16 protein-coding genes are annotated in these 19,121 nt (G+C 70.0%); 8 read left to right on the plus strand and 8 right to left on the minus strand.

Going from position 1 to position 19,121, the window contains the following annotated elements; translation table 11 throughout:
- Positions 1 to 447 precede the first annotated feature (447 nt).
- Both AC3EO4_RS50725 and AC3EO4_RS50730 read right to left on the minus strand, forming a co-directional pair.
- Positions 448 to 1,305 (minus strand): CAP domain-containing protein, encoded by an 858-nt coding sequence (locus tag AC3EO4_RS50725; protein WP_379576117.1) that lies wholly within the window; start codon positions 1,303 to 1,305, stop codon positions 448 to 450.
- 966 nt (positions 1,306 to 2,271) lie between these two features.
- A complete protein-coding gene (locus AC3EO4_RS50730; RefSeq protein ID WP_431903243.1) occupies positions 2,272 to 3,126 on the minus strand; it encodes an NAD(P)H-binding protein in 855 nt (284 codons plus the stop codon).
- 114 nt (positions 3,127 to 3,240) lie between these two features.
- On the opposite strand from AC3EO4_RS50730, the gene AC3EO4_RS50735 reads away from it, so the two are divergent.
- Complete coding sequence (locus AC3EO4_RS50735; protein WP_431903245.1) at positions 3,241 to 3,579, plus strand: transposase; 339 nt, start codon at positions 3,241 to 3,243, stop codon at positions 3,577 to 3,579.
- Between the two features lie 191 nt (positions 3,580 to 3,770).
- Here the strand turns inward: AC3EO4_RS50735 and dacB are convergent, their stop codons facing one another.
- Positions 3,771 to 5,318, minus strand: a complete 1,548-nt coding sequence (dacB, locus tag AC3EO4_RS50740; protein ID WP_431903246.1) for a D-alanyl-D-alanine carboxypeptidase/D-alanyl-D-alanine endopeptidase — start codon at positions 5,316 to 5,318, stop codon at positions 3,771 to 3,773.
- A gap of 767 nt (positions 5,319 to 6,085) precedes the next feature.
- Here dacB and AC3EO4_RS50745 point away from each other — a divergent pair.
- Together AC3EO4_RS50745 and AC3EO4_RS50750 are read left to right on the plus strand one after the other, a co-directional pair.
- Positions 6,086 to 7,642, plus strand: coding sequence for a serine hydrolase domain-containing protein (locus AC3EO4_RS50745; protein ID WP_431903248.1), 1,557 nt, complete (start codon positions 6,086 to 6,088; stop codon positions 7,640 to 7,642).
- Between the two features lie 402 nt (positions 7,643 to 8,044).
- The gene (locus tag AC3EO4_RS50750) at positions 8,045 to 8,830 is read left to right on the plus strand and encodes a MerR family transcriptional regulator (RefSeq protein WP_379576112.1); all 786 of its coding nucleotides are present in this window, start codon (positions 8,045 to 8,047) and stop codon (positions 8,828 to 8,830) included.
- A gap of 216 nt (positions 8,831 to 9,046) precedes the next feature.
- Here the strand turns inward: AC3EO4_RS50750 and AC3EO4_RS50755 are convergent, their stop codons facing one another.
- Complete coding sequence (locus AC3EO4_RS50755) at positions 9,047 to 9,229, minus strand: hypothetical protein (RefSeq protein ID WP_431903250.1); 183 nt, start codon at positions 9,227 to 9,229, stop codon at positions 9,047 to 9,049.
- The gene (locus AC3EO4_RS50760) at positions 9,186 to 9,737 is read right to left on the minus strand and encodes an FHA domain-containing protein (RefSeq protein ID WP_379576110.1); all 552 of its coding nucleotides are present in this window, start codon (positions 9,735 to 9,737) and stop codon (positions 9,186 to 9,188) included. Before AC3EO4_RS50760 ends, AC3EO4_RS50755 begins: the two co-directional genes overlap by 44 nt.
- An 80-nt stretch (positions 9,738 to 9,817) precedes the next feature.
- Between AC3EO4_RS50760 and AC3EO4_RS50765 the strand changes: the two genes are divergently transcribed.
- Genes AC3EO4_RS50765 through AC3EO4_RS50775 form a run of 3 tightly spaced genes read left to right on the plus strand, consistent with a single transcriptional unit; the run spans position 9,818 to position 13,556 of the window.
- Positions 9,818 to 10,330 (plus strand): PadR family transcriptional regulator, encoded by a 513-nt coding sequence (locus AC3EO4_RS50765; RefSeq protein WP_431903252.1) that lies wholly within the window; start codon positions 9,818 to 9,820, stop codon positions 10,328 to 10,330.
- Positions 10,327 to 11,022, plus strand: coding sequence for an ABC transporter ATP-binding protein (locus AC3EO4_RS50770; RefSeq protein WP_431903254.1), 696 nt, complete (start codon positions 10,327 to 10,329; stop codon positions 11,020 to 11,022). The genes AC3EO4_RS50765 and AC3EO4_RS50770 overlap by 4 nt, the downstream gene beginning before the upstream one ends.
- Entirely contained in the window at positions 11,019 to 13,556 is a 2,538-nt protein-coding gene (locus tag AC3EO4_RS50775; RefSeq protein WP_431903256.1) for an ABC transporter permease, read from the plus strand. The genes AC3EO4_RS50770 and AC3EO4_RS50775 overlap by 4 nt, the downstream gene beginning before the upstream one ends.
- Here AC3EO4_RS50775 and AC3EO4_RS50780 read toward each other — a convergent pair.
- The 3 genes from AC3EO4_RS50780 to AC3EO4_RS50790 are packed head-to-tail and all read right to left on the minus strand — an operon-like array spanning position 13,549 to position 16,525.
- On the minus strand, positions 13,549 to 14,307 hold the full coding sequence (locus AC3EO4_RS50780) for a class I SAM-dependent methyltransferase (RefSeq protein WP_431903258.1): 759 nt from the start codon (positions 14,305 to 14,307) through the stop codon (positions 13,549 to 13,551). The genes AC3EO4_RS50775 and AC3EO4_RS50780 overlap by 8 nt on opposite strands.
- Positions 14,255 to 15,625, minus strand: coding sequence for an MFS transporter (locus tag AC3EO4_RS50785; RefSeq protein ID WP_431903260.1), 1,371 nt, complete (start codon positions 15,623 to 15,625; stop codon positions 14,255 to 14,257). The genes AC3EO4_RS50780 and AC3EO4_RS50785 overlap by 53 nt, the downstream gene beginning before the upstream one ends.
- 42 nt (positions 15,626 to 15,667) lie before the next feature.
- Complete coding sequence (locus AC3EO4_RS50790; RefSeq protein ID WP_379576104.1) at positions 15,668 to 16,525, minus strand: hypothetical protein; 858 nt, start codon at positions 16,523 to 16,525, stop codon at positions 15,668 to 15,670.
- Between the two features lie 227 nt (positions 16,526 to 16,752).
- On the opposite strand from AC3EO4_RS50790, the gene serA reads away from it, so the two are divergent.
- Both serA and AC3EO4_RS50800 read left to right on the plus strand, forming a co-directional pair.
- Positions 16,753 to 18,342 (plus strand): phosphoglycerate dehydrogenase, encoded by a 1,590-nt coding sequence (gene serA, locus AC3EO4_RS50795; protein WP_379576103.1) that lies wholly within the window; start codon positions 16,753 to 16,755, stop codon positions 18,340 to 18,342.
- Positions 18,343 to 18,781: 439 nt separating this feature from the next.
- Positions 18,782 to 18,904 carry a hypothetical protein gene (locus AC3EO4_RS50800; RefSeq protein WP_379576102.1) on the plus strand — a complete coding sequence of 41 codons (123 nt, stop codon included), beginning with the start codon at positions 18,782 to 18,784 and terminating at the stop codon, positions 18,902 to 18,904.
- The last annotated feature ends 217 nt before the right edge of the window (positions 18,905 to 19,121 follow it).

Genomic DNA, 19,121 nt, shown 5'->3' on the forward strand with positions numbered 1-19,121 from the left:
GTCTGGGGGGCTGGCTGACCGGGGCAGGCGTCGCGTCCCCACACTCCCAAGTCGTCGGATCCTCGGAACTCGAGGGTTGTCGGAAGCCGGTGGTCCTCGGGATCCGGGTCGTGGGTCTTCGGGCTCCCGGGTTTCCGGCTCTCGGCGCCCCCGGGGTTGTTGGGCGTCGGTGGTTTCGGAATCCGGGCCCGTAGGTCCTCGGGCTCCCGGGTTGTTAGGGGTTGGTGGTCCTCGGCACCCGGGGGCGGTGGGTCCTCGCACTCCCGGGTTTGCGGCTCTCGGAACCTGGGTCGGTGTTTCCCAGGTCCCCCTGGTCTCGGTCCCTGGCGTGCGGTGTGCGGGAAAAGGCGCGGGCCCGCCTGCGGCTCCCTCGTGCGGAGGGGGAGGCGCGGCGGGCCCGCTGGCGTCGGGTGGGGCGGTGGGTTGACCCGACGCGGGGGAGTGGCGTCAGTGGCGGGCGAAGACCTGGGTCCAGTGCGGGCCCTTCGAGTCGTGGCCGACGCCGATGTGGGTGTAGTTGCAGTTCATGATGTTCGCGCGGTGCCCAGGGCTGTTCATCCAGCCCCGAACCACGTCGGCGGCGGTGCGCTGGCCCTTGGCGATGTTCTCGCCCCAAGCGGTGACGGGCGAGAAGCCCGACGCCTTGATGCGGTCGCCGGGGTTGCGACCGTCGGGGGAAGTGTGGTCGAAGTAGCCCTTGGCTGCCATGTCCGCCGAGTGGCCCTCGGCCGCGGCATGCAGCTTCGGGTCGTGGGTGAGCGGCTTGCAGCCGCCGGAGGCGCGCTCCGCGTTGGTCAGCTTGACGACCTCGTCCTCGACGGTGGAGCCGCCACCGGTGGGCGTGCTCGTCGGGGTCGGGGTCGGCGTCGCCGTGGTGGTGGGGGTCGCCGTGGGGGAGGTGGTCGGCGTGGGCGTGGGCGTGGGGACGCTGTCGCAGGACAGCACGGCCACGCCGGAGCGACGCGCGTTGCCCCGGTAGTCGGTCGCGGTCACGTAGAGGCGGCGGGGCACGTCACTGCAGCGGACACCGGCCACGACCCGGCCGTTGGTGACGAGCTGCGAACCGCTCTTGAGCAGCCGGTCGGGCCCCGGCCGCACCTCGACGATGCGGACGCGCAGCCGCGCCTGGTCGTCGCAGCCCGTCCGGGCGGCGCCGCCCCTGACGACGCCGTTGGTGTCGAGGTATGGCTTGGCCGCGACAACGCGGCAGGAGTTCGGCTGGGTCTCCGCATGTGCGGCGGTGACCGGAGTGCTCAATGCCGCCAGACTTCCGAGGCAGGCGAGTGCCTGGAGCTGTCTGCGCACGTTGTCCTCCGTTGGGGGTTAGACACTGGGTCGAAGAGGCATTCTGGTGTGCACAGAACCCAAATGTCACGAAAAAACCACGAAAATCTGGGGCTCCATGTGTCCCTTTCGTAACAAAGATCTCTCTAGTCGCGCGTGAACCATGTGCCCTACCTGCGCGTCTAAGGCTCTTCGATCTCTGTTCCATCCGACGCACCCCGACTCCATCCCGTTCCACCGTCGGCAGTGGTTCTTGAGCGGGTATCGTGCGGAGGACTCCCGGACCTCGGCAGGCCGCGAGCGCTTGGACGGTTCCACAAGTCGCTGCAGGTCAGACGATCTCCGGTAGGCTCTTCACCGGTTCGCTCAGGTCGCGTTCCCCTGGAACGTTCTCCACCGGCGACGGCGACCCACACGATCCTCAGGCCGTCCTCCGTCGGTTCGACCGCGCCCCGCCTCGTCCTTCGGCGGCGTCCATCGGCTCGTGCCGGGCCCCTCCAGGCGCCTCCGTCGGCTCGCACGCTCCCCGCCGCTGTCCTTCGGGGTTTCCATCGCTTCGTGTCTGCCGGGTGTCGCTCGGCTGGCATGCTCTGCACAGCTGTTCGGTGGTTTTCCGCCGGTTCGTGTCGGCCCCTCCTTGAGTGAGCCTTCGTCGGCGTTCAGTGGGTTTCCATCGGTTGGTTTCCGTCCCTCCATGAGTGGACGTCGATCGGTTCGCATGCTCTGCGCCGCCGTTCGGGGGTTTCCATCGGTTCGTGCCGGACCGCTCCTTGTGCGGCCTCTGTGGCCCGTACGGGCCCGGGCTGTTCGCGGCTGGACATCCATCCGTTACGGCAGGCCGTGCCACGCGCCACCCTGGGCGCGTGGCCGGCCTCCATCCAGGGATACGCATCACCGAGCGTCCGTGGCCGGGCGCCGTTACGGAAAAGCCAGGCTTCTTCCGAACGCGATCACCGCCCCCGCGTAGCCTCGGGCGGCTGGGTCAGGTCAGCTCAGGTCGGCGGTGTGGTCGGATGCCCACCGGGACAGGGGGCGGGCGGGTCGGCCGAGGACTCGTTCGACGTCCGGCGAGACCTCGGGCGGTTCCTCCGCGTACTCGGCCTGGTAGCCCAGGATGTACTCGGCGATGTCCATCGGGAACCCCGCCATGATGTAGGCGGCGCGGGCCTGCCCGTACGTCAGCGGCTCGAAGCGGAGCGGCCTGCCCAGGCCCTCGCCCACCGCCGCCGCCTGCTCGCGGTGGGTCTGCGCCAGGGGTCCGCTCAGCGTGTACGCGTTCCCGGCGTGGCCGTCCTCGAGAAGAGCGGCGACGATCACGTCCGCGATGTCGGCTTCGTGGATGGGAACGCCGAGCGCGTCAGGGAAGGCGCTGCGCACCACGCCCTCGGTGCGGATCGACTCGCCCCACATGTCGAGCTTGTTCATGGCGAACTCGCCCGGCCGTACATGAGTCCACTCCAGCCCGGACCCCTCGATGACGCGCTCCACGTCGCACAGCATCTCGAAACTGCCCGGCCGCCGGATCGTCACGGCCGCGCTCGTCATGTCGACGACCCGGGTCACCCCCGCCCTGGCCGCCTGTGTCACGAAGGCGGCGGCCTGCTTGGTCGCGAGGTCGGCGTCGAGGACGCCGGGCAGGTAGTAGGTCCTGTCCGCCCCTTCGAACGCGGCGGAGAACGCGGAGGCGTCGGTGAGGTCGCCCGCCACGACCTCGGCCGCGCGGGGCAGTGCGGCGGCCGACGGGTTCCTGGTCAGGGCCCGCACCTGGTGCCCTGCCGCGAGCAGTCTGTCGACCACGATCCGGCCGACCGCGCCCGTCGCGCCCGTCACGAGGATCCTCATGGATCTTCTTCCTTTCGTCGGTGAGGCGGTGAAGGTAACCCCGGAAAGCCCTGGTCCGCACATGGGCCTATGTCTCATGTGGCAGGTCAGAGCCCATGCGAGAGGATCACCGGCATGGAGGCGCTCGCTCAGCGGCTGGTCCCGGACGAGATGTGGGCGGTTGCCGGCACGCTCATGCCGGGGCAGCGGGTGCGCCCCCAGGGTGGTGGCAGGGCGGCGACCGACGCGCGCAGGGTGATGGTGGCGGTCGTGTACGTGGTCACGAGCGGGTGCGCGTGGCAGCATCTGCCACGTTCGTTCGGAGTTACGGTGCCCACGGCGCATCGGTGGTTCGCTCGGTGGACGCGGGCCGGGTTGTGGGGGAACCTGCACGAGGCGACGGCGTCCGACCCGATGCTCGCCGACTGGACGAGGGCGATCCGTGACTGTGCGTCGCTCCGTGATCACACCTGAGAAATCACCAAACGAGACATTCGCCAAATCGGGGCAATCCGCCCATTCGTCCACGTGACAACACCGCCGGGCGGACGGGCACGCCGGGGTGCCGGGGTGCCGGGGTGCCGGGGTGGGTCCCGAGAAAGCGGAAGGCCCGCCTGGGCGAACCAGGCGGGCCGTTGACGCGGTGGAAGCGCGTGGTCAGCGGGTCAGCATTGGACGGGCTTCAGCCACGAGCACTCCAGGTCGCCGCCCTCCGAGGAGGCGGGACTGTCGTCGGTGCGGAGCTGGGCGGCGGTGTCGGGCGTAGTGCGGCTGAACTTCGCCAGCCGTACCGCGATCTTGTCCTCGATGTCCTTGGGCGACCCGGACAGGTACTGGTTCAGCATGATCGAGAACACCAGCGGCTCGCCCTCGGCGCTCGTGACGTACCCGGACAGCGACGTGACGCTCGTCAGCGATCCCGTCTTGGCGTGGACGTTGTTCGCGGCAGGCGTGCCCCGCATCCGGCTGCGCAGGGTGCCGCCGGTGAAGCGGTCGGCGTTGCCCGCGATGGGCAGCGCGTCGTACCAGGTCTTGAACCACGGCTTGCCCCGCACCGACAGCAGCAGCTGGGTGATCGACGTCGCGGTGACGCCGTCGCGGCGGGAGAGGCCCGAGCCGTCGCGCAGGTTCAGGATCTGGACCCCGTTCGCCTTGGCGAAGTCCGAGGTGGCCTTGAGTCCCGCGGACCAGGTGCCCTGGTTCGCGACCTTGCGGCCCATGGCCTTGGTGAGGATCTCGGCGTGCATGTTGTTGCTGAGCTTCATGAACGGCACCAGCAGCTCGCTCAGCGGCATCGACTCGTGTTTGGCCAGCTCGGTCGCGCCCTCGGGGGCTCCGTTGACCGTGGAGCCGAGGATTTTGACGCCGTGGGCGTTGAGCGCCTTGCGGAACAGGGAGGCGGCGTAGCCGGTCGGGCTGTCGACGGCCACCCACTCGTCGTACGGCCCGGCCACGGTGCCGGTGATGACGATCGTGTTGGTGGCGTGCTGGCGTTCGATGAGCACGTCCGTCGAGGCGCCGACCGTGGCGTTGTTGACGATCTTCACGTAGTCGGTCTCGGGGGTGGTGCTGACCTTGACCTTGTCGCCGTCGGGCGCGACGGAGACGATCACCGAGCCCGCGTCGTAGTCCCTGTCGGGCGAGGCGGTCAGCGCGGAGATCTGGGCGGCGTAGTAGGCGGTCTCGTCGTCCCACGCCCAGTCCTGGCCGAGCCGTACCGCGTCGAACCAGGTGTCGTCGGTGACCAGCTTGCCGGTGACGAGCTTGATGCCCTTCGCGGCGACGGCGGCGGCGAGCGCGTCGTAGTCGGCGGCAAGCATGGTCGGGTCGCCGGTGCCGCGCAGCACCAGGTCGCCCTTGAGAACCGACCCGATGGTACGGCCGGCGGCCAGCGCGCTGGTGGTGAAGCGGTAGTCGAGCCCGAGCACCTCCGCCGCTGCCGCGGAGGTGAACAGCTTGGTGTTGGAGGCGGGGGTCATGAGCTTGCCCGCGTCGGTCGAGTAGAGCTCCTCGCCGGTGCTGGCGCTCTTGACGACGACGCCGGCCCGGCCGATGTCCAGGCGGGAGTCGCTGAGGATCTGGTTGAGATCCTGGGTGAGGTCGGCGACGCCGGGGGAGGGGTCGGCGGCGGTGGCGGGAGAGACAGGGCTGGACGCCCACGCGAGGGCGGCGACGAGCGCGCCGGCGACGAGTGAGGCTGGGGTGCGACGCATGGAGGTCTCCAGGGTGCGTACTAGGTCTCGCAGGGATCATGGGAGCGCCGCTCTCTCCCCGCAATCCGCAAATTTCCGTATCTTTGGCCCGCTGCAGGTGTCCCACCGGTCCGTCCACTTCCGCGGTCGGGATTCTGCCGTGTTCAGTCCGACGATGGGCATCGTTTCTGCGGGACAGAGACTGCGTACAGGCTTCGGGAGACGGTCTGCAGAAGACCGCAGACGGTGGACTGCATACATACTGCGGGCCGGTCTCGGGGGCCAGGGGGTGCCGGGACTGAACGGCGCGCTCGTGGGGTGCCGGTGTCCGGAAGGCTGCAGGCGGTGGACTGCATGCACGCTGCGGGTCGGCGCTACAGCCAGGGTGGCGGCTGAACACTGCGCTCGTGGGGGACCGGTGTCCGGAAGGCTGCAGACGGTGGACTGTATGCACGCTGCGGGCTGGTCCACGGGCGGCCAGGGTGGACTGGATGCTGCGTTCGTGGGGCGCGGTGTCCGGAAGGCTGCAGACGGTGGACTGCATACATGCTGCGGGCTGGTCTACGAGGCCAGGGGTGGCCGACTGGATCGCCTTACGGAACGCCCCGGACTCGTGCGAGATGCGACTGTCACCCGACGGGGACGGCGTCCTGCTCCAGAAGTTGTCCCGAACCCCAAGATTCGCTGTGAGCTAGATCATGGTTGAGGTTGACCTTGGGTCAGGGTGGAAGCTCGTCGCAGCGGCACGACGCCGACCGGACATAACAGATTTAAAGGAGCAAACCACCATGTCCCTCCCCCTTTCCGGCCAGGACAAGAGCACCCTGCGGACCGCCGCGTACGGCGCCGTGTCGCTGATGGCCGCCGCCACCGGCTCGCCCCACAAGGCCGCCACGAACGCCTCCATCGCCCTGACCTCAGCGACCGGTCTGGTCGGGCACGTGCTCGCCGCGAAGGCCAAGGACATCGAACTGAAGGGCAAGACCGTCGCCGAACTCGCCGACCGGGTACTACCGGCCCTGACCGCAGCCATGAAGCTGCTCGGCAAGCAAGCTCCGGCAGAAGCCGACAACTTCCGCATGACCATCCTCCTCGCCATCGAAGCCGCCCAGGGCCACCCGGACCAGCCCAGCGCCACCATGACCGAGATGGCCCGCAAGATCACCGCCGCCCTCGACGCCGGGGTGGCCACTGCGGACAGCGGGGCTGCGCCGGCGGCTGCGGCCGGGCAGGACCGTCCGGAGCTGCAGAAGGCGATCGAGGAGATCGTCGATTCCGGTTTCGTCGGGGTGTCGCTGCGCGTGCACGATGAGCGGGGCGAGTGGGTCGGCAGCGCCGGGGGGGCCGAGCTGGGCGGGGCCGCGAAGCCGCCGATGAACGGGCACGTCCGGATCGGCAGCAACACCAAGACCTTCATCGCGACCCTGGTACTGCAGCTGGTGGCCGAGGGCAAGGTCGGGCTGGACACCCCGGTGGCGGACTACCTGCCCGAGTTCGGGCTGGACGAGCGGATCACGGTGCGGATGCTATTGCAGCACACCAGCGGGGTGTTCAACTTCAGCGGCGAGGTCTACGGCGACGGGACGATCGCGCCGGGGATCCCCATCCCCTACGGCACCACGGGCAAAGAGTGGATGGACAACCGGTTCACGACCTACCGGCCGCAGGAACTGGTGGAGCTGGCGTTGTCCAAGCCTGCGCGGTTCGAGCCGGGGACGGGCTGGAGCTATTCCAACACCAACTACGTGCTGGCCAGGCTGCTGATCGAGAAGGTCACCGGCCGTTCGGTCGCCGAGGAGATGCGGCGGCTGATCCTGGGGCCGCTCGGGCTGTCGGGCACCGTGGTGCCGGACGCCTCGGCGGAGATCTCTGAGCCGCACGCCCACGCCTACTACCGGTACGAGGACGCCGGCGAGCAGAAGACGATCGACATCACCCGCGAGAACCCTTCATGGATCTCCAGCGGCGGCGACATGATCTCGACCACCCAGGACCTTCACACGTTCATCTCCGCGCTGCTGGGCGGCAGGCTCCTGCCGGCCCCGCTGCTGGCCGAGATGTGCACCCCACACCCGACGGGCATCCCGAACATGGACTACGGCCTGGGAGTGTTCTTGGTGAAGACGGACGGCGGCGGCACCGTCATCTCCCACAACGGCGCCGCCGTGGGCCACGCGGCGCTGATGTACAGCACCCCCGACGGCAGCAAGACCCTGACCGCCGCGCTGAACTGCGTGGACGACGCCGACCTGTCCATCGCGACAGCATTCCAGAACGCCCAGCAAAGGCTCGTCAACGAGGTGTTCTGCGGTGGGCAGGCCGATCCGGCTCAGCCGACGGACTGAGCACCTGCGACCTGTACGCCTCGAGGGGCGAGCCCTTCCGGTCGTGTGTGAGGGAGGACGCGGGCCGGGGTCGCGTGGAGCTCTTCGGGTCGTGTGTGAGGGAGGACGCGGGCCGGGGTCGCGTGGAGCTCTTCGGGTCGTGTGTGAGGGAGGACGCGGGCCGGGGTCGCGTGGAGCTCTTCGGGTCGTGTGTGAGGGAGAGCGCGGGCCGGGGCCACGCCGAGCTCTTCGGGTCGTGTGTGAGGGAGGACGCGGGCCGGGGCCACGCCGAGCTCTTCCGGTCGTGCGTGAGGGAGGACGCGGGCCGGGGCCACGCCGAGCTCTACGGGCTCGGCGTGACCCGTCCATATGCTCGGTCGTGGTGTGTGGCCGCCGAGCTCGAGCACAAGGCAGGCTGTGCAGATGAGGAACGAAGTCACGATCGGGCAGGCGGCGGCATTCGTCGGCGTCACGGTGAAGACGGTGCGGCATTACCACAAGCTCGGCCTGGTCGAGGAGCCGGAACGCGACAGCTCCGGCTACCGGCGGTACGGATCGGACGATCTGTTGCGGCTGGTGCAGGTACGGACGCTGGCCGCCGCCGGGGTGCCGCTGGCCGAGATCGGACCCCTGCTCGACGCCGATGCCACGCTGTTCGCCGCCGCGCTCGCCGACGTCGAGCGCCAGCTCACCGAACGGATCGAGGAGTTGATCGCGCGGCGTGACACGCTGCATCGGCTCGCCGATGGTAACCGGGCTCTGCTGCCTGACCGCGCTGTGGCGCTGCTGGAGCGGATGCTCGGCCTCGGATTCCCCGCGGACGAGGTGGCGGCCACCAGGGAGGGCTGGGTGCTGGCCAAGGCCCTGGTCCCCGAAGGCTTCGACGACTACCTCACCCATTTCGAGCACGCCCTCGAAGACACCCGGCTCGTCGCCTTGACCAGGCGCGCAGCCGAAGCCGGAGCCTGGGAACCGGACGACCCCCGCATCGCCGAGCTCGCCACCGCCGTGGCCGACCACTACCTCGCCAACCCCGCACTGCTGAAGACCGTGACCGGCCTGCAAGCCCGCACCGAGGCCGCGGCCCGGTACACGCTGATCGCCCACCACGGCGAAGAGCAGACTCCGGCCGCGGCGCGGCTGGCCGCGCTTTTCGAGGCCAAGCTCCGCGCCGCCGGCATCCGCATCCCCAGACTGGACGCCCACTGACCGCATCCCCAGACCTGGCGCCCGCTGACCGCATCCCCAGACCTGGCGCCCGCTGACCGCATCCCCAGACCGGGCGCCCGCTGACCGCGCCGTGCTCCGGTCCTTCGGACCGGCGACCGGCCGGAGGTCTGCCCACAGACACCGCTGGGGCGACTGCACGGCCTCACGCCGGGGGTGCCGCCCACGATCAGTACCGTGTCCGGGTCGGGGCGCGGATCAGAACAGCGTGTCGCGGACCCGCAGGGGCCGGTAGCCGGTCAGGCCGAGCCGGGCGAGTTCGGCGTCGGTGTCGACCTCGATCGCGCCGAAGAAGTCGATGTTCTCGCCGTGCGCGGGCGAGGTGACGGGCGATGGCCTATCGGGTGCCTGCCGTACTGGACACCAGGAACCCCACGTCACCGAACGAGATCTCGTCGCCCGAGCGGACCCGCGCCGGGCCGACCAGCCGCCACCCGTTGAGGCGGGTGCCGTTCAGTGACCCCAGGTCGACGAGCATCCACGACCCGTCGTCGCCCTTGCGCAGCTCCGCGTGCACCCTGGACACGGTCAGGTCGGCCAGTACCAGGTCGCAGGCGGAGCCGCGGCCCACCACGTACCGGAGCCTGCTGTCCTCGGGCAGCGCGAGCCGCGGCAGCCGCGGCTTGCGCCAGGCGGACTGCAGGCGGGTGGTGAGCTCCGAGACCGAGGCGACCACGTCGGTCAGCCGCTGTCTGAAGGTGTTGCGCGGGGGGAGGTCGGCGACGAGGTCGTCGAGCTCGTGGCGGCTGCGCGCCCGCAGCGCCTGATCGACTCGGCCCACGAACGTGTCGTGGCTCAGACGCCCCTCGACGGCGCGGTCGCGGAGCTCGTCGATGGCGCGATCACGTTCCCCATCGGATGCGCGAAATGGGGGTTGCGTCGAGCTCATGCCCCGAGTATCGGCCCGAACCGCGTTTCCTGTCCAGAAAACCTTGAAGGGGGCATACTGAGTATGCATACTCAGTATTCATGTCGATCCGACACGGGCTCCTGGCGTTGCTCAGCCAGGGCCCCAGATATGGCTATCAACTACGTGCGGAGTTCGAGGCGTCGACGGGGGCGACCTGGCCGCTCAACATCGGCCAGGTCTACACGACGCTTTCCCGCATGGAGCGAGACGGCCTGGTCGCCTCAGGGGAAGAGGACGAGCAGGGCCGGGTCGTCTACACGGTCACCGAGGCCGGTCGGGCGGAGATGGAGCGATGGTTCGGCACCCCCGTCGCCCAGTCCGACCGGCCGAGGGACGAGCTGGTCATCAAACTCGCGATGGCCGTCACAGCCAAGGACGTGGACGTCGCCAAGGTCGTCCAACGCCAGCGAACCGCCACGATGCGCACCCTGCAGGAGCTGACCAGAGCGAAGCGCGCCAGCTCTGCCGGCCCCGCCCAGCGTCTCGTGCTGGATTCGATGATCTTTCAGGCCGAGGCCGAGCAGCGATGGCTCGACCACTGCGAGGCCGTACTCAAGGAGGCAGGGGCATGAAGCGTGTGGTGGCGCTGAAGGACGTGGCGCGCGTGCACGGGGAAGGAGAAGCCGCGGTTCACGCGCTGAAGGGCGTCAGCCTGGAGGTCGGCGTGGGGGAACTGGTGGCGGTCATGGGGCCCTCGGGGTCGGGCAAGTCGACGCTGCTCAACCTCGCGGGCGGCCTGGACCGCCCCACCGGCGGCACGGTCGAGGTCGACGGGGTCGATCTGTCGACGGTCAAGGACCTGGCGGCGTTGCGGCGCAGGAGCGTCGGCTACGTCTTCCAGGACCTCAACCTCATCCCGTCGCTGACCGCGGTGGAGAACGTCATGCTCCCCCGCGAGCTCGACGGCGTGCGGGCCCGCGACGCCAGGCAGGAGGCGCTGGCGGTGCTGGGCGAGGTCGGCCTGCCGCATCTGGCCGACAGGTTCCCTGACGAGATCTCGGGCGGGCAGCGCCAGCGCATCGCGATCGCCAGGTCACTGGTCGGCGAGCGGCGGCTGATCCTGGCCGACGAGCCGACGGGCGCGCTGGACACGCCGACCGGCGACGAGATCCTCGAACTGCTGCGCAGCCGCTGCGAGGCGGGCGCGGCGGTGCTGCTGGTCACCCACGAGTCGCGTTACGCGGGATGGGCGGACAGGGTGGTGTTCCTGCGCGACGGGCGCATCGCCGACGAGACGACCGCGCCGGCGGTGAGCGCGCGATGAGGGTCGCACTGCGCATCTCGCGCCGGGACGCCGTCAGAGCCAAGGGGCGCACCGCACTGATCATGGTCATGATCGGCCTGCCGGTGCTGGTGATCACGGGGTTGCTCACGTTCGCCGCGACGGCCGACGTGACGGTCAAGGAGGGGCTGGTCAGAGATCTGGGCGCGGCCGACCTGCGGATCAAGACGACCCCCTACAGCGAGATCACGGAGCAGTACGGCGACAGCGGCCTCCCCGGTCCCGAGGACTCGAAGCCGAAACGCGCCCAGCCCACGACCACGGCGGAGGTCGCGGCGAGGCTCCAGCCGGGCACCAGACTGATCGGCTTCGACGAGGGCAGTGTCGACGTCTGGCGTGCCGACCAGTACGAGCATGTCGCCGCCGTGGAGATCGACCTGCGCGATCCCCTGGCCAGGGGCGTGCGGCCACTGGTCGAGGGGCGCTACCCGGCCGGCCCCGACGAGGTCGTGGTGACGCGGGCCATGCCGTTCCGTCCCGGTGACACGATCAAGGTCACCCGCGCGAACCGTCCCGTGCGGGTGGTGGGCGTGGTGTCCTACCCGTTCAACACCGAGCACATGGAGGTCGTCGGCAGCCGGGGTGTGCTGTTGCTGGACAAGCGCGACGGTCAGGGCACCGGCTGGCTCGCCGACACTCCGTCTCCCGCGACGCTGTCGGACACGAGGCGCTTGAACGAGGTCGGTCTCGTCGGACTCTCTTCCCTCACCACTGACGACGATCCACTGATGTCGATGATGACGTCCACGCAGGTGCTCGCGGTCGCTCTCGTGGTGTTCATGGTGGTGGCGGAGACGGCTCTGCTGGCGGGACCCGCCTTCGCGATCGGGCTGCGGCGGCGCAGGACCGAGCTTGCCATGATCGCCGCCCAGGGCGGTTCGAAGGCGCACCTGCGGGCGATCGTGCTGGCCGACGGCCTGGTGCTGGGCGGAACCGCCGCGGTGCCGGCCGCCGTCGTCGGTACCGCGGCCGGGTTGCTGCTCGTCCCGCTGCTGTCGGATTCGGTGGGCCCGGCGGAGGTGCCCTGGTGGCAGGTGCTGGGCGTCGCGGCGCTCGGGTCGCTCAGCGGGATGGTGGCGGCCCTGGTCCCCGCGCTGCAGGCGGCGCGGCAGGACACCGCGGCCGTGCTGTCCGGACGCTCGGGTGCCGCCCGCGACAGGACGGGCAAGCCCGTACTCGGACTGGTCCTGCTGGCGGCGGGCGTCGTGGCGAGCGTGGCGGCGTCCAGGACGGAGGAGGTGTGGATCTTCGCGGCCGCCGTGCTCGGGCAGCTCGGGATGGTCGCGGTGATGCCGTGGCTGGTCAGGTTCACCGGGCGGCTCGCCGTACGGCTGCCGCTCACGCTGCGGCTGAGCGTCCGCGACGCCGTCCGCCACCGGGTGCGTACGGCATCGGCGGTGGCGGCCGTGATGACGGCGACGGCCGGGGCGGTCGCCGCGGGCATCGGGGTCAACAGCCAGTACGTCGACCAGCGCGATTCCTACCGCGCCCCCACGCCGGTCGGCACGCTGTCGATCACCGCGGCCGGCGGGGACGACGCCGAATGGGCGAAGATCCGTACCACCGCGGCGAGGTTGCTTCCCGGTGTCACGCTGGCGAGTGGCTACCAGGCGACCACGGCCGCAGGGGAGTCGGTCGCCCTGCTCCCGAGGGTGCCGATCACGTGCCGAGAGTGCACCAGGGGCGTCTTCTTCAACCTGCAGATCGGTGATCAGGGGGTGCTCGACGTGATGTTGGGCAGGCACGACCCGGCGGCGGCCGCCGCGCTCGCCGCGGGAAAGGCGGTGGTCTTCGACCCCGCGTTGGCGCGTAACGGGATGCTCTCCCTCAACGCCAGCGGCTACCGCAGATCCGTCGACGACAAGGGCTTCGTCGTGCCCGCCGTCGTGGTCAAGGCCTCCGATCCGCGGCTGGGCGGTGCCCTGCTGCCGCCGGCGGCGGTGACGGCGCAGGGCTGGAAGCTCCAGGAGCGCGAGCTCTTCACGCGGCATCCGGTACCGGACATCGAGCGGCTCCACAGGGAGCTCTCGGTGGTCAGTCCGTACGCGGGCGCCGGCGTGGCGAGCGGCTTCCAGAGCGACATCGACGGCACGCTACTCGCGCTGATGGGCGGCGCGCTCATCCTGGTGCTCGGCGGCACGTTCGTGGCGACGGCTCTGGCCGCCGCCGACATGCGACCCGATCTCGCGACCGTCTCGGCGGTGGGCGCGCCCGCCAAGACGGGCCGGCTGGTCGTCGCGGGGCAGGCCGGTTACATCGCGGGCCTCGGCGCGCTGGTGGGCGCCGTCGCAGGCGTCGTCCCCGGTGTGGCGCTGGCCTGGGCGATGACCACCGCAGGCGGCACCGCCCTGGGCTTCGGCCCGTTCATGGTCCGGCAGGACCCCGGCCCGGCGACGATCGCCGTGCCGTGGTCGCTGGTCGGCGTCGTGGTGATCGGGTTGCCGCTGCTGGCAGCGCTGGTCGCCGGAGCGTTCGCGCGGACAGGGACGCTGACCCTGACCCGCCGCCTCACCTGACGGCGCGGCGCACGCGGATCTTGGACTGCTTGTACGGCAGCAGCTCCCAGTCCTCCATGAACGTCGCCGTCAGGCCGTACCGTCCGGCCAGCTCCACGAGCGTCTCGGTGCGGTAGTAGAAGTCTTCGCGCAGGACGTGGTGCTCCTTGCCCCGCGTCCTGTCGAAGGTGAAGTCGAACCAGCCGCCGGGCTTCATGACCCGTCCCACGTTCGCGAAGCACTCCTCGATCACGTGCAGCGGGGAGTGGGAGAAGACGCTGTGGGCGTGGATGACATCGAAGTGCTCGCTGGGGAGGAAGCTGAAACGCAGGTCGTGAACAGGGGTCAGACGGGGGAGCTTGTCCTGCAGGCCGTAGTCGGCCAGCGTCTGCTGGGCGGCGAACAGGATGTCGGGCGAGATGTCGATCCCGTAGTAGTGGCCGGGCGAGAGGTAGTCGATGAACAGCCGCCCGGCCCGCAGGTTGCCGCAGCCGATCTCCAGCATGCGGTGCTCGGGGCTCAGACCGTGCTGGACGAGGTAGTCGAACTGCGCCTTTCCGATCTTCAGCCACTTCTCCCGGCTCTTGGAGCCGACGGCGCGGTCGGGATTGCGTTCGGTGTCCGAGCGCATCACCGCCCTGTAGTAGTCGACGTGGTCGCGGCTCTGAAGCCTGAGCCACAGGTCCCTGGTGAGCCGCCGCGCGTGGGGGATGACTCTGTCAGGGTGCCGAAGGGCGTATCTCGCCTGATGTAGAAGACTCGAGCGGGTCATGGAGAACATGCTCCGCTGTCAATCGGTAACGGAACGTCATGAGAACGGCAAGAAAAATAATGGAGGCTGGCACGGCTGTTTGACCGAGGAGCACGGCGGTGATGGCGGAATCGGACTGCGCCACCGGCCTTCCCGGATCAGATGACACGAATCCCCCCAAGGTCAGCACCCCGCCGAAGATCAACGCGCCGCACGCGCTCACGGCGCTCTCGATCGCCGTCCACAACCCGGTGAAGACCCCCGCCCTCCGCTTGCCGGTCGTGGCGGCGTCGAAGGCGATCACGTCGGCCAGCATCGAGAACTGGAGGAGCTGGGCGCCCGCGAACCCGATGCCCACCACCAGCAGCATGAGGTGCGCGAACAGGCCGCCGAACAGCGGTGTGGCGGTGGCCGCCGCCGTACCGCCGGCGAAGATCAGGCCGGCGATGAGCATCGCCCCGCGCTTGTCGTAGCGCTTGGACAGCTTGACCCACAGCGGCATCGTGAGCAGGATCGGCCCGATCAGCGCGGCGAAGAGCGTGCTGGTGGCCTTGGGGTCGCCGAGAACGTACGTGGCGAAGTACGGTCCCGCCGCCAGCATCACCCCGACGGCCAGGAACTGCGTGCAGCTCAGCGCCAGCAGCCACACGTACGAGGGGTTGCCGCGCACGACGGCGAACTGTGACCACAGCGAGCCGCCGTCGGGTTCGGGGGCGCCGGTCATGGGGGCGCGGGCCGTGCCGAAGAAGGCGCCGAGCATGGCGGCCAGCATCACGAACGCGACGGTCAGGCCCATCAGCCGGTAGCTGGCCAGGGTGCCTCCGTCGCCCTGGCTGTTGACGATCGCCGGGGCGACGATGCCGCTGACCACGGTGGCCGCGCCGATGAAGACCATCCGCCACTGCAGCAACGCGGTCCGCTCGTGGTAGTCGCCGGTCATCTCGGCGGGCATCGCCTTGTACGGCACCTCGAACAGCGCGTACGCGGTGGCGGCGATCAGGAACACCGCCGCGACGTAGATCGCGGCGGGTGTGCCGGTGAGCGGGGGGCCGGCGAACAGCGCGGCGAAGGCCGGCGGCAGCGTGCAGGCGCCCGCCAGCATCCAGGGCCTGCGCGGGCCCATCCGGGACACCGTCCGGTCGGACCACCGGCCCACCAGCGGGTTCACGACCAGGTCCCACACCTTGGGCGCGGCCACGACCAGCCCCGCGAGCCACGCGGGCACGGCGAGGAAGTTGGTCATGTAGAACAGCAGGAGCAGCCCCGGCACGGCGCCGAAGGTGGCCGTGCAGAAGGAGCCCACGCCGTAACCGAGCCGCACCCGGGTGGAGACGATCATGGGCTCATTCAAACCGAGCGAGCTCTTGGTCGGTAGGCCCAATCAGTCCGTGACGTCGGCGCACACCACGTGCGCGCCCAGCTCCACCATCCTGCGCTCGCTGCGCGCGTCCGCCACCCGCGCCATGAGGATCGGCGCCTCGCTGGCCGCCAGTTGGGGCAGCTTCGCGCGCACCCCGCGGTGCAGGTCGCGTACGACGTCCTCGGCTGCCGACATGTGGACCTTGACGTGCAGCATGATCCCGGGAGCGCCCGACGCCGTGCGCGCCTCGGAGATCCACACGTGGTGGACCAGCGGGTAGTCGACGAGCAGCAGGGCGATCGCGCCCCGCAGCGCGGGCAGGATGGGGTGGGTGCAGCGGCGGTAGCCGGGATCCACCTGCTGCATCGGCCCCGACAGGTGGGGGCGCGGTGCGGGGATCCACGACTGCGGCGCGGGGGCGACCTGTACGGGCGGCGCGCTCTGCAGCACCGAGCCGCCACGCGAGACCGCGGCCATGGCGCCCGTCGCGTACGCCGTGGGCATCGCCCCGGACAGCACCGGCTGCGGTCCCGTCCGCGTCGACAGCAGGAAGCGCTGGAGATCCTCGATCGGTACGGCTGCCGCGGCGGGGCCTGCGGCGTCGATCACGATCTCCCGCACGCCGGTGACACGCTGGATGTCGAGGATGGTGTCGGCGTCGCAGGCCGACAACGAATGGCCACCCCGGTGCCGTGCGTAGGTGTCCGGCCCGGTGTAGCCGAGCAGGACCCGGTCGCCGACCTGGGTCGTGCCCAGGACGACGGAGCGGTCAGGGCGCACGGCGACCAGGATTCCCCCATCGGCGAGTGCGGCCAGCAGCAGGTGCGGACTGCCGTGCTGGACGAGCACGTCGGCGAGAGCGGGGTTCCCGATGCTCATATGGTGAACGATAGGTAGTAGCCCACGGCTTATCAGGCTAATAGCGAAGAAATCTCCCGATCAAGACAAAGTTGGCTGCGGTTGGGATGAGTTGCTCAGCGCCTGGGTAGCGCGCCCAGATCCTGAGACCCTCGTGAATGCGTTCACAAGCCCCGATAGACTCAGAGGGATCCGAGGGGCCCGCTGACGTGTCCCTCAGCCCGTCGCATGACCCTAAGGATCCACCAGTGAACAAGCCCGTCGTTCTGGTCGCAGAGGAGCTGTCGGAAGCGGGTCTCGCCGTGCTCGGCGCAGACTTCGAAGTCCGTCACACCGACGGCGCCGACCGCTCGCAGTTCCTACCCGCGCTCGCCGACGTGGACGCGCTCATCGTCCGCTCCGCCACCCAGGTGGACGCCGAGGCCATCGCCGCGGCGCCCAAGCTGCGCGTCGTCGCCCGGGCCGGTGTCGGCCTCGACAACGTCGACGTCGAGGCGGCGACGAAGGCCGGGGTCATGGTCGTGAACGCGCCCACCTCCAACATCACCAGTGCCGCAGAACAGACGATCGCGCTCATCCTGGCCAGCGCGCGCAACACCGCGCAGGCTCACGCCGCGCTCAAGAACGGTGAGTGGAAGCGGTCCAAGTACACCGGCGTCGAGCTCGACGAGAAGATCGTCGGCATCCTGGGTCTCGGCAAGATCGGCCAGCTCGTCGCGCAGCGGCTGCAGCCGTTCGGTGTCGAGCTGATCGCCTATGACCCCTACCTGCCTCCGGCCCGCGCCGCGGCCATGGGCGTCAGGCTGGCCGGCCTCGACGAGGTCATCAGGACGGCCGACTTCCTGACCGTGCACCTGCCGAAGTCGAAGGAGACCATCGGCCTCATCGGCGACAAGGAACTGCACGAGGTCAAGCCGTCGGTGCGGATCATCAACGTGGCCCGCGGCGGCATCGTCGACGAGGCCGCGCTGTACTCCGCGATCAAGGAGGGCCGCGTGGCGGGCGCGGGCCTCGACGTGTTCGCCAAGGAGCCCTGCACCGACAGCCCGCTGTTCGAGCTGGACCAGGTCGTCGCCACCCCGCACCTCGGCGCCTCCACGCACGAGGCGCAGGAGAAGGCGGGCACGCAGGTCGCGCGCAGCGTCAAGCTCGCCCTCGCCGGCGAGTTCGTTCCCGACGCGGTCAACGTCCAGGGCGGCGTGGTCGCCGAGGAAGTCAAGCCCGGCCTGCCGCTCGCCGAGAAGCTGGGCCGCGTGTTCACCGCGCTCGCCGGTGAGACCGCCACCAAGCTCGACATCGAGGTGCGCGGCGAGATCGCCTCGCAGGACGTGCGGGTGCTGGAGCTGGCCGCGCTCAAGGGCGTCTTCACCGACGTCATCGAGGACGCGGTGACCTACGTGAACGCGCCGCTGCTGGCCAAGGAGCGCGGGCTGACCGTCGAGCTGGTCACCAGCTCGGAGAGCCCCGACTGGCGCAACGTCGTCGGCGTCCGCGGCGTGCTGGCCGACGGCCGGACCGTCTCGGTGTCGGGCACGCTCTCGGGGCCGCGCCAGGTCACCAAGATCGTCGAGGTCAACGGCTACGAGATGGAGATCGAGCCGACCGACCATCTGGCCTTCTTCACCTACACCGACCGGCCGGGCATCGTCGGCGTCGTGGGTCACCTGCTGGGCGAGAAGGGCATCAACATCGCCTCCATGCAGGTGGCGCGGGACGTCAAGGGCGGCAAGGCGCTGATCGCGCTGACCGTCGACTCGGCGATCCCCGCCGACGTGGTGGACCAGATCGTGGGCGAGATCGGCGCCGACAGCGGGCGCTCGGTGGACCTCACCGACTGACGGCCGCTCGCGTCACGACGCCCTCCCGCCCTGTGGCGCGGGAGGGCGTTCTTCTTGCCGTCATCTCCCGGTTCCCTGCGCCGTACGGCACGCCGTGCCACGCGCCTCCGTGGCCACCGGCCGCCCTCCGTCCAGGGGACGCTCCTCGTGAGCGCTCGCGCGCCACCGCAACGGCGTCTCAAATAGTGAGATATTCGGACGTCCTACGAGACAGCCGGGGCCGTGCCAGGTACTTTGGAATGGATGCGCTGGGTACTCGTCATTCTTACCAGCCGCGACGGGGCCTGTTAGGGCAGGTCGGCCACCCGTCGCGGTGAGCGGCGTCGTGTCGGCCTTAAGCCCCCTCCGTCCGGTCCGTGATCCGGACCGCACGAGACCAGGCCCGGTCGGATTCGCGACCGGGATCCGACGTCCGATCCACTCGCGTCCGCGAAAAGAGATGAGTCACGTGTACGACATGTATCCATGGAACCGCGCCGAAGATCACGACGAGGAGGCGGCGGAGGCCGTCCAGACCGCGCTGGACCGCAGGGACAACGGCGGCTCCCCCTCCCCCCGCTGAACGGGGCCACCCGGTGGAGTTCCCCCTGCTCCACCGGGGTGAACCCACCCACCTTCGAACGCGCATGAGCCTCCGGAAGGCTCCGCGGAACGGGGTGTCTCCGGGAGCCTTCGGATCTTCACGTCTTTCGCGGCCGCTGACGGTGTTCTCCGTCATGCGACAGCGCCAGGGAGTCCTTGTGTCTCCGTGCCAGTCGTGGGGCCGGAGTGCTGGAACC

It is taken from the genome of Nonomuraea sp. bgisy101, assembly GCF_057708945.1.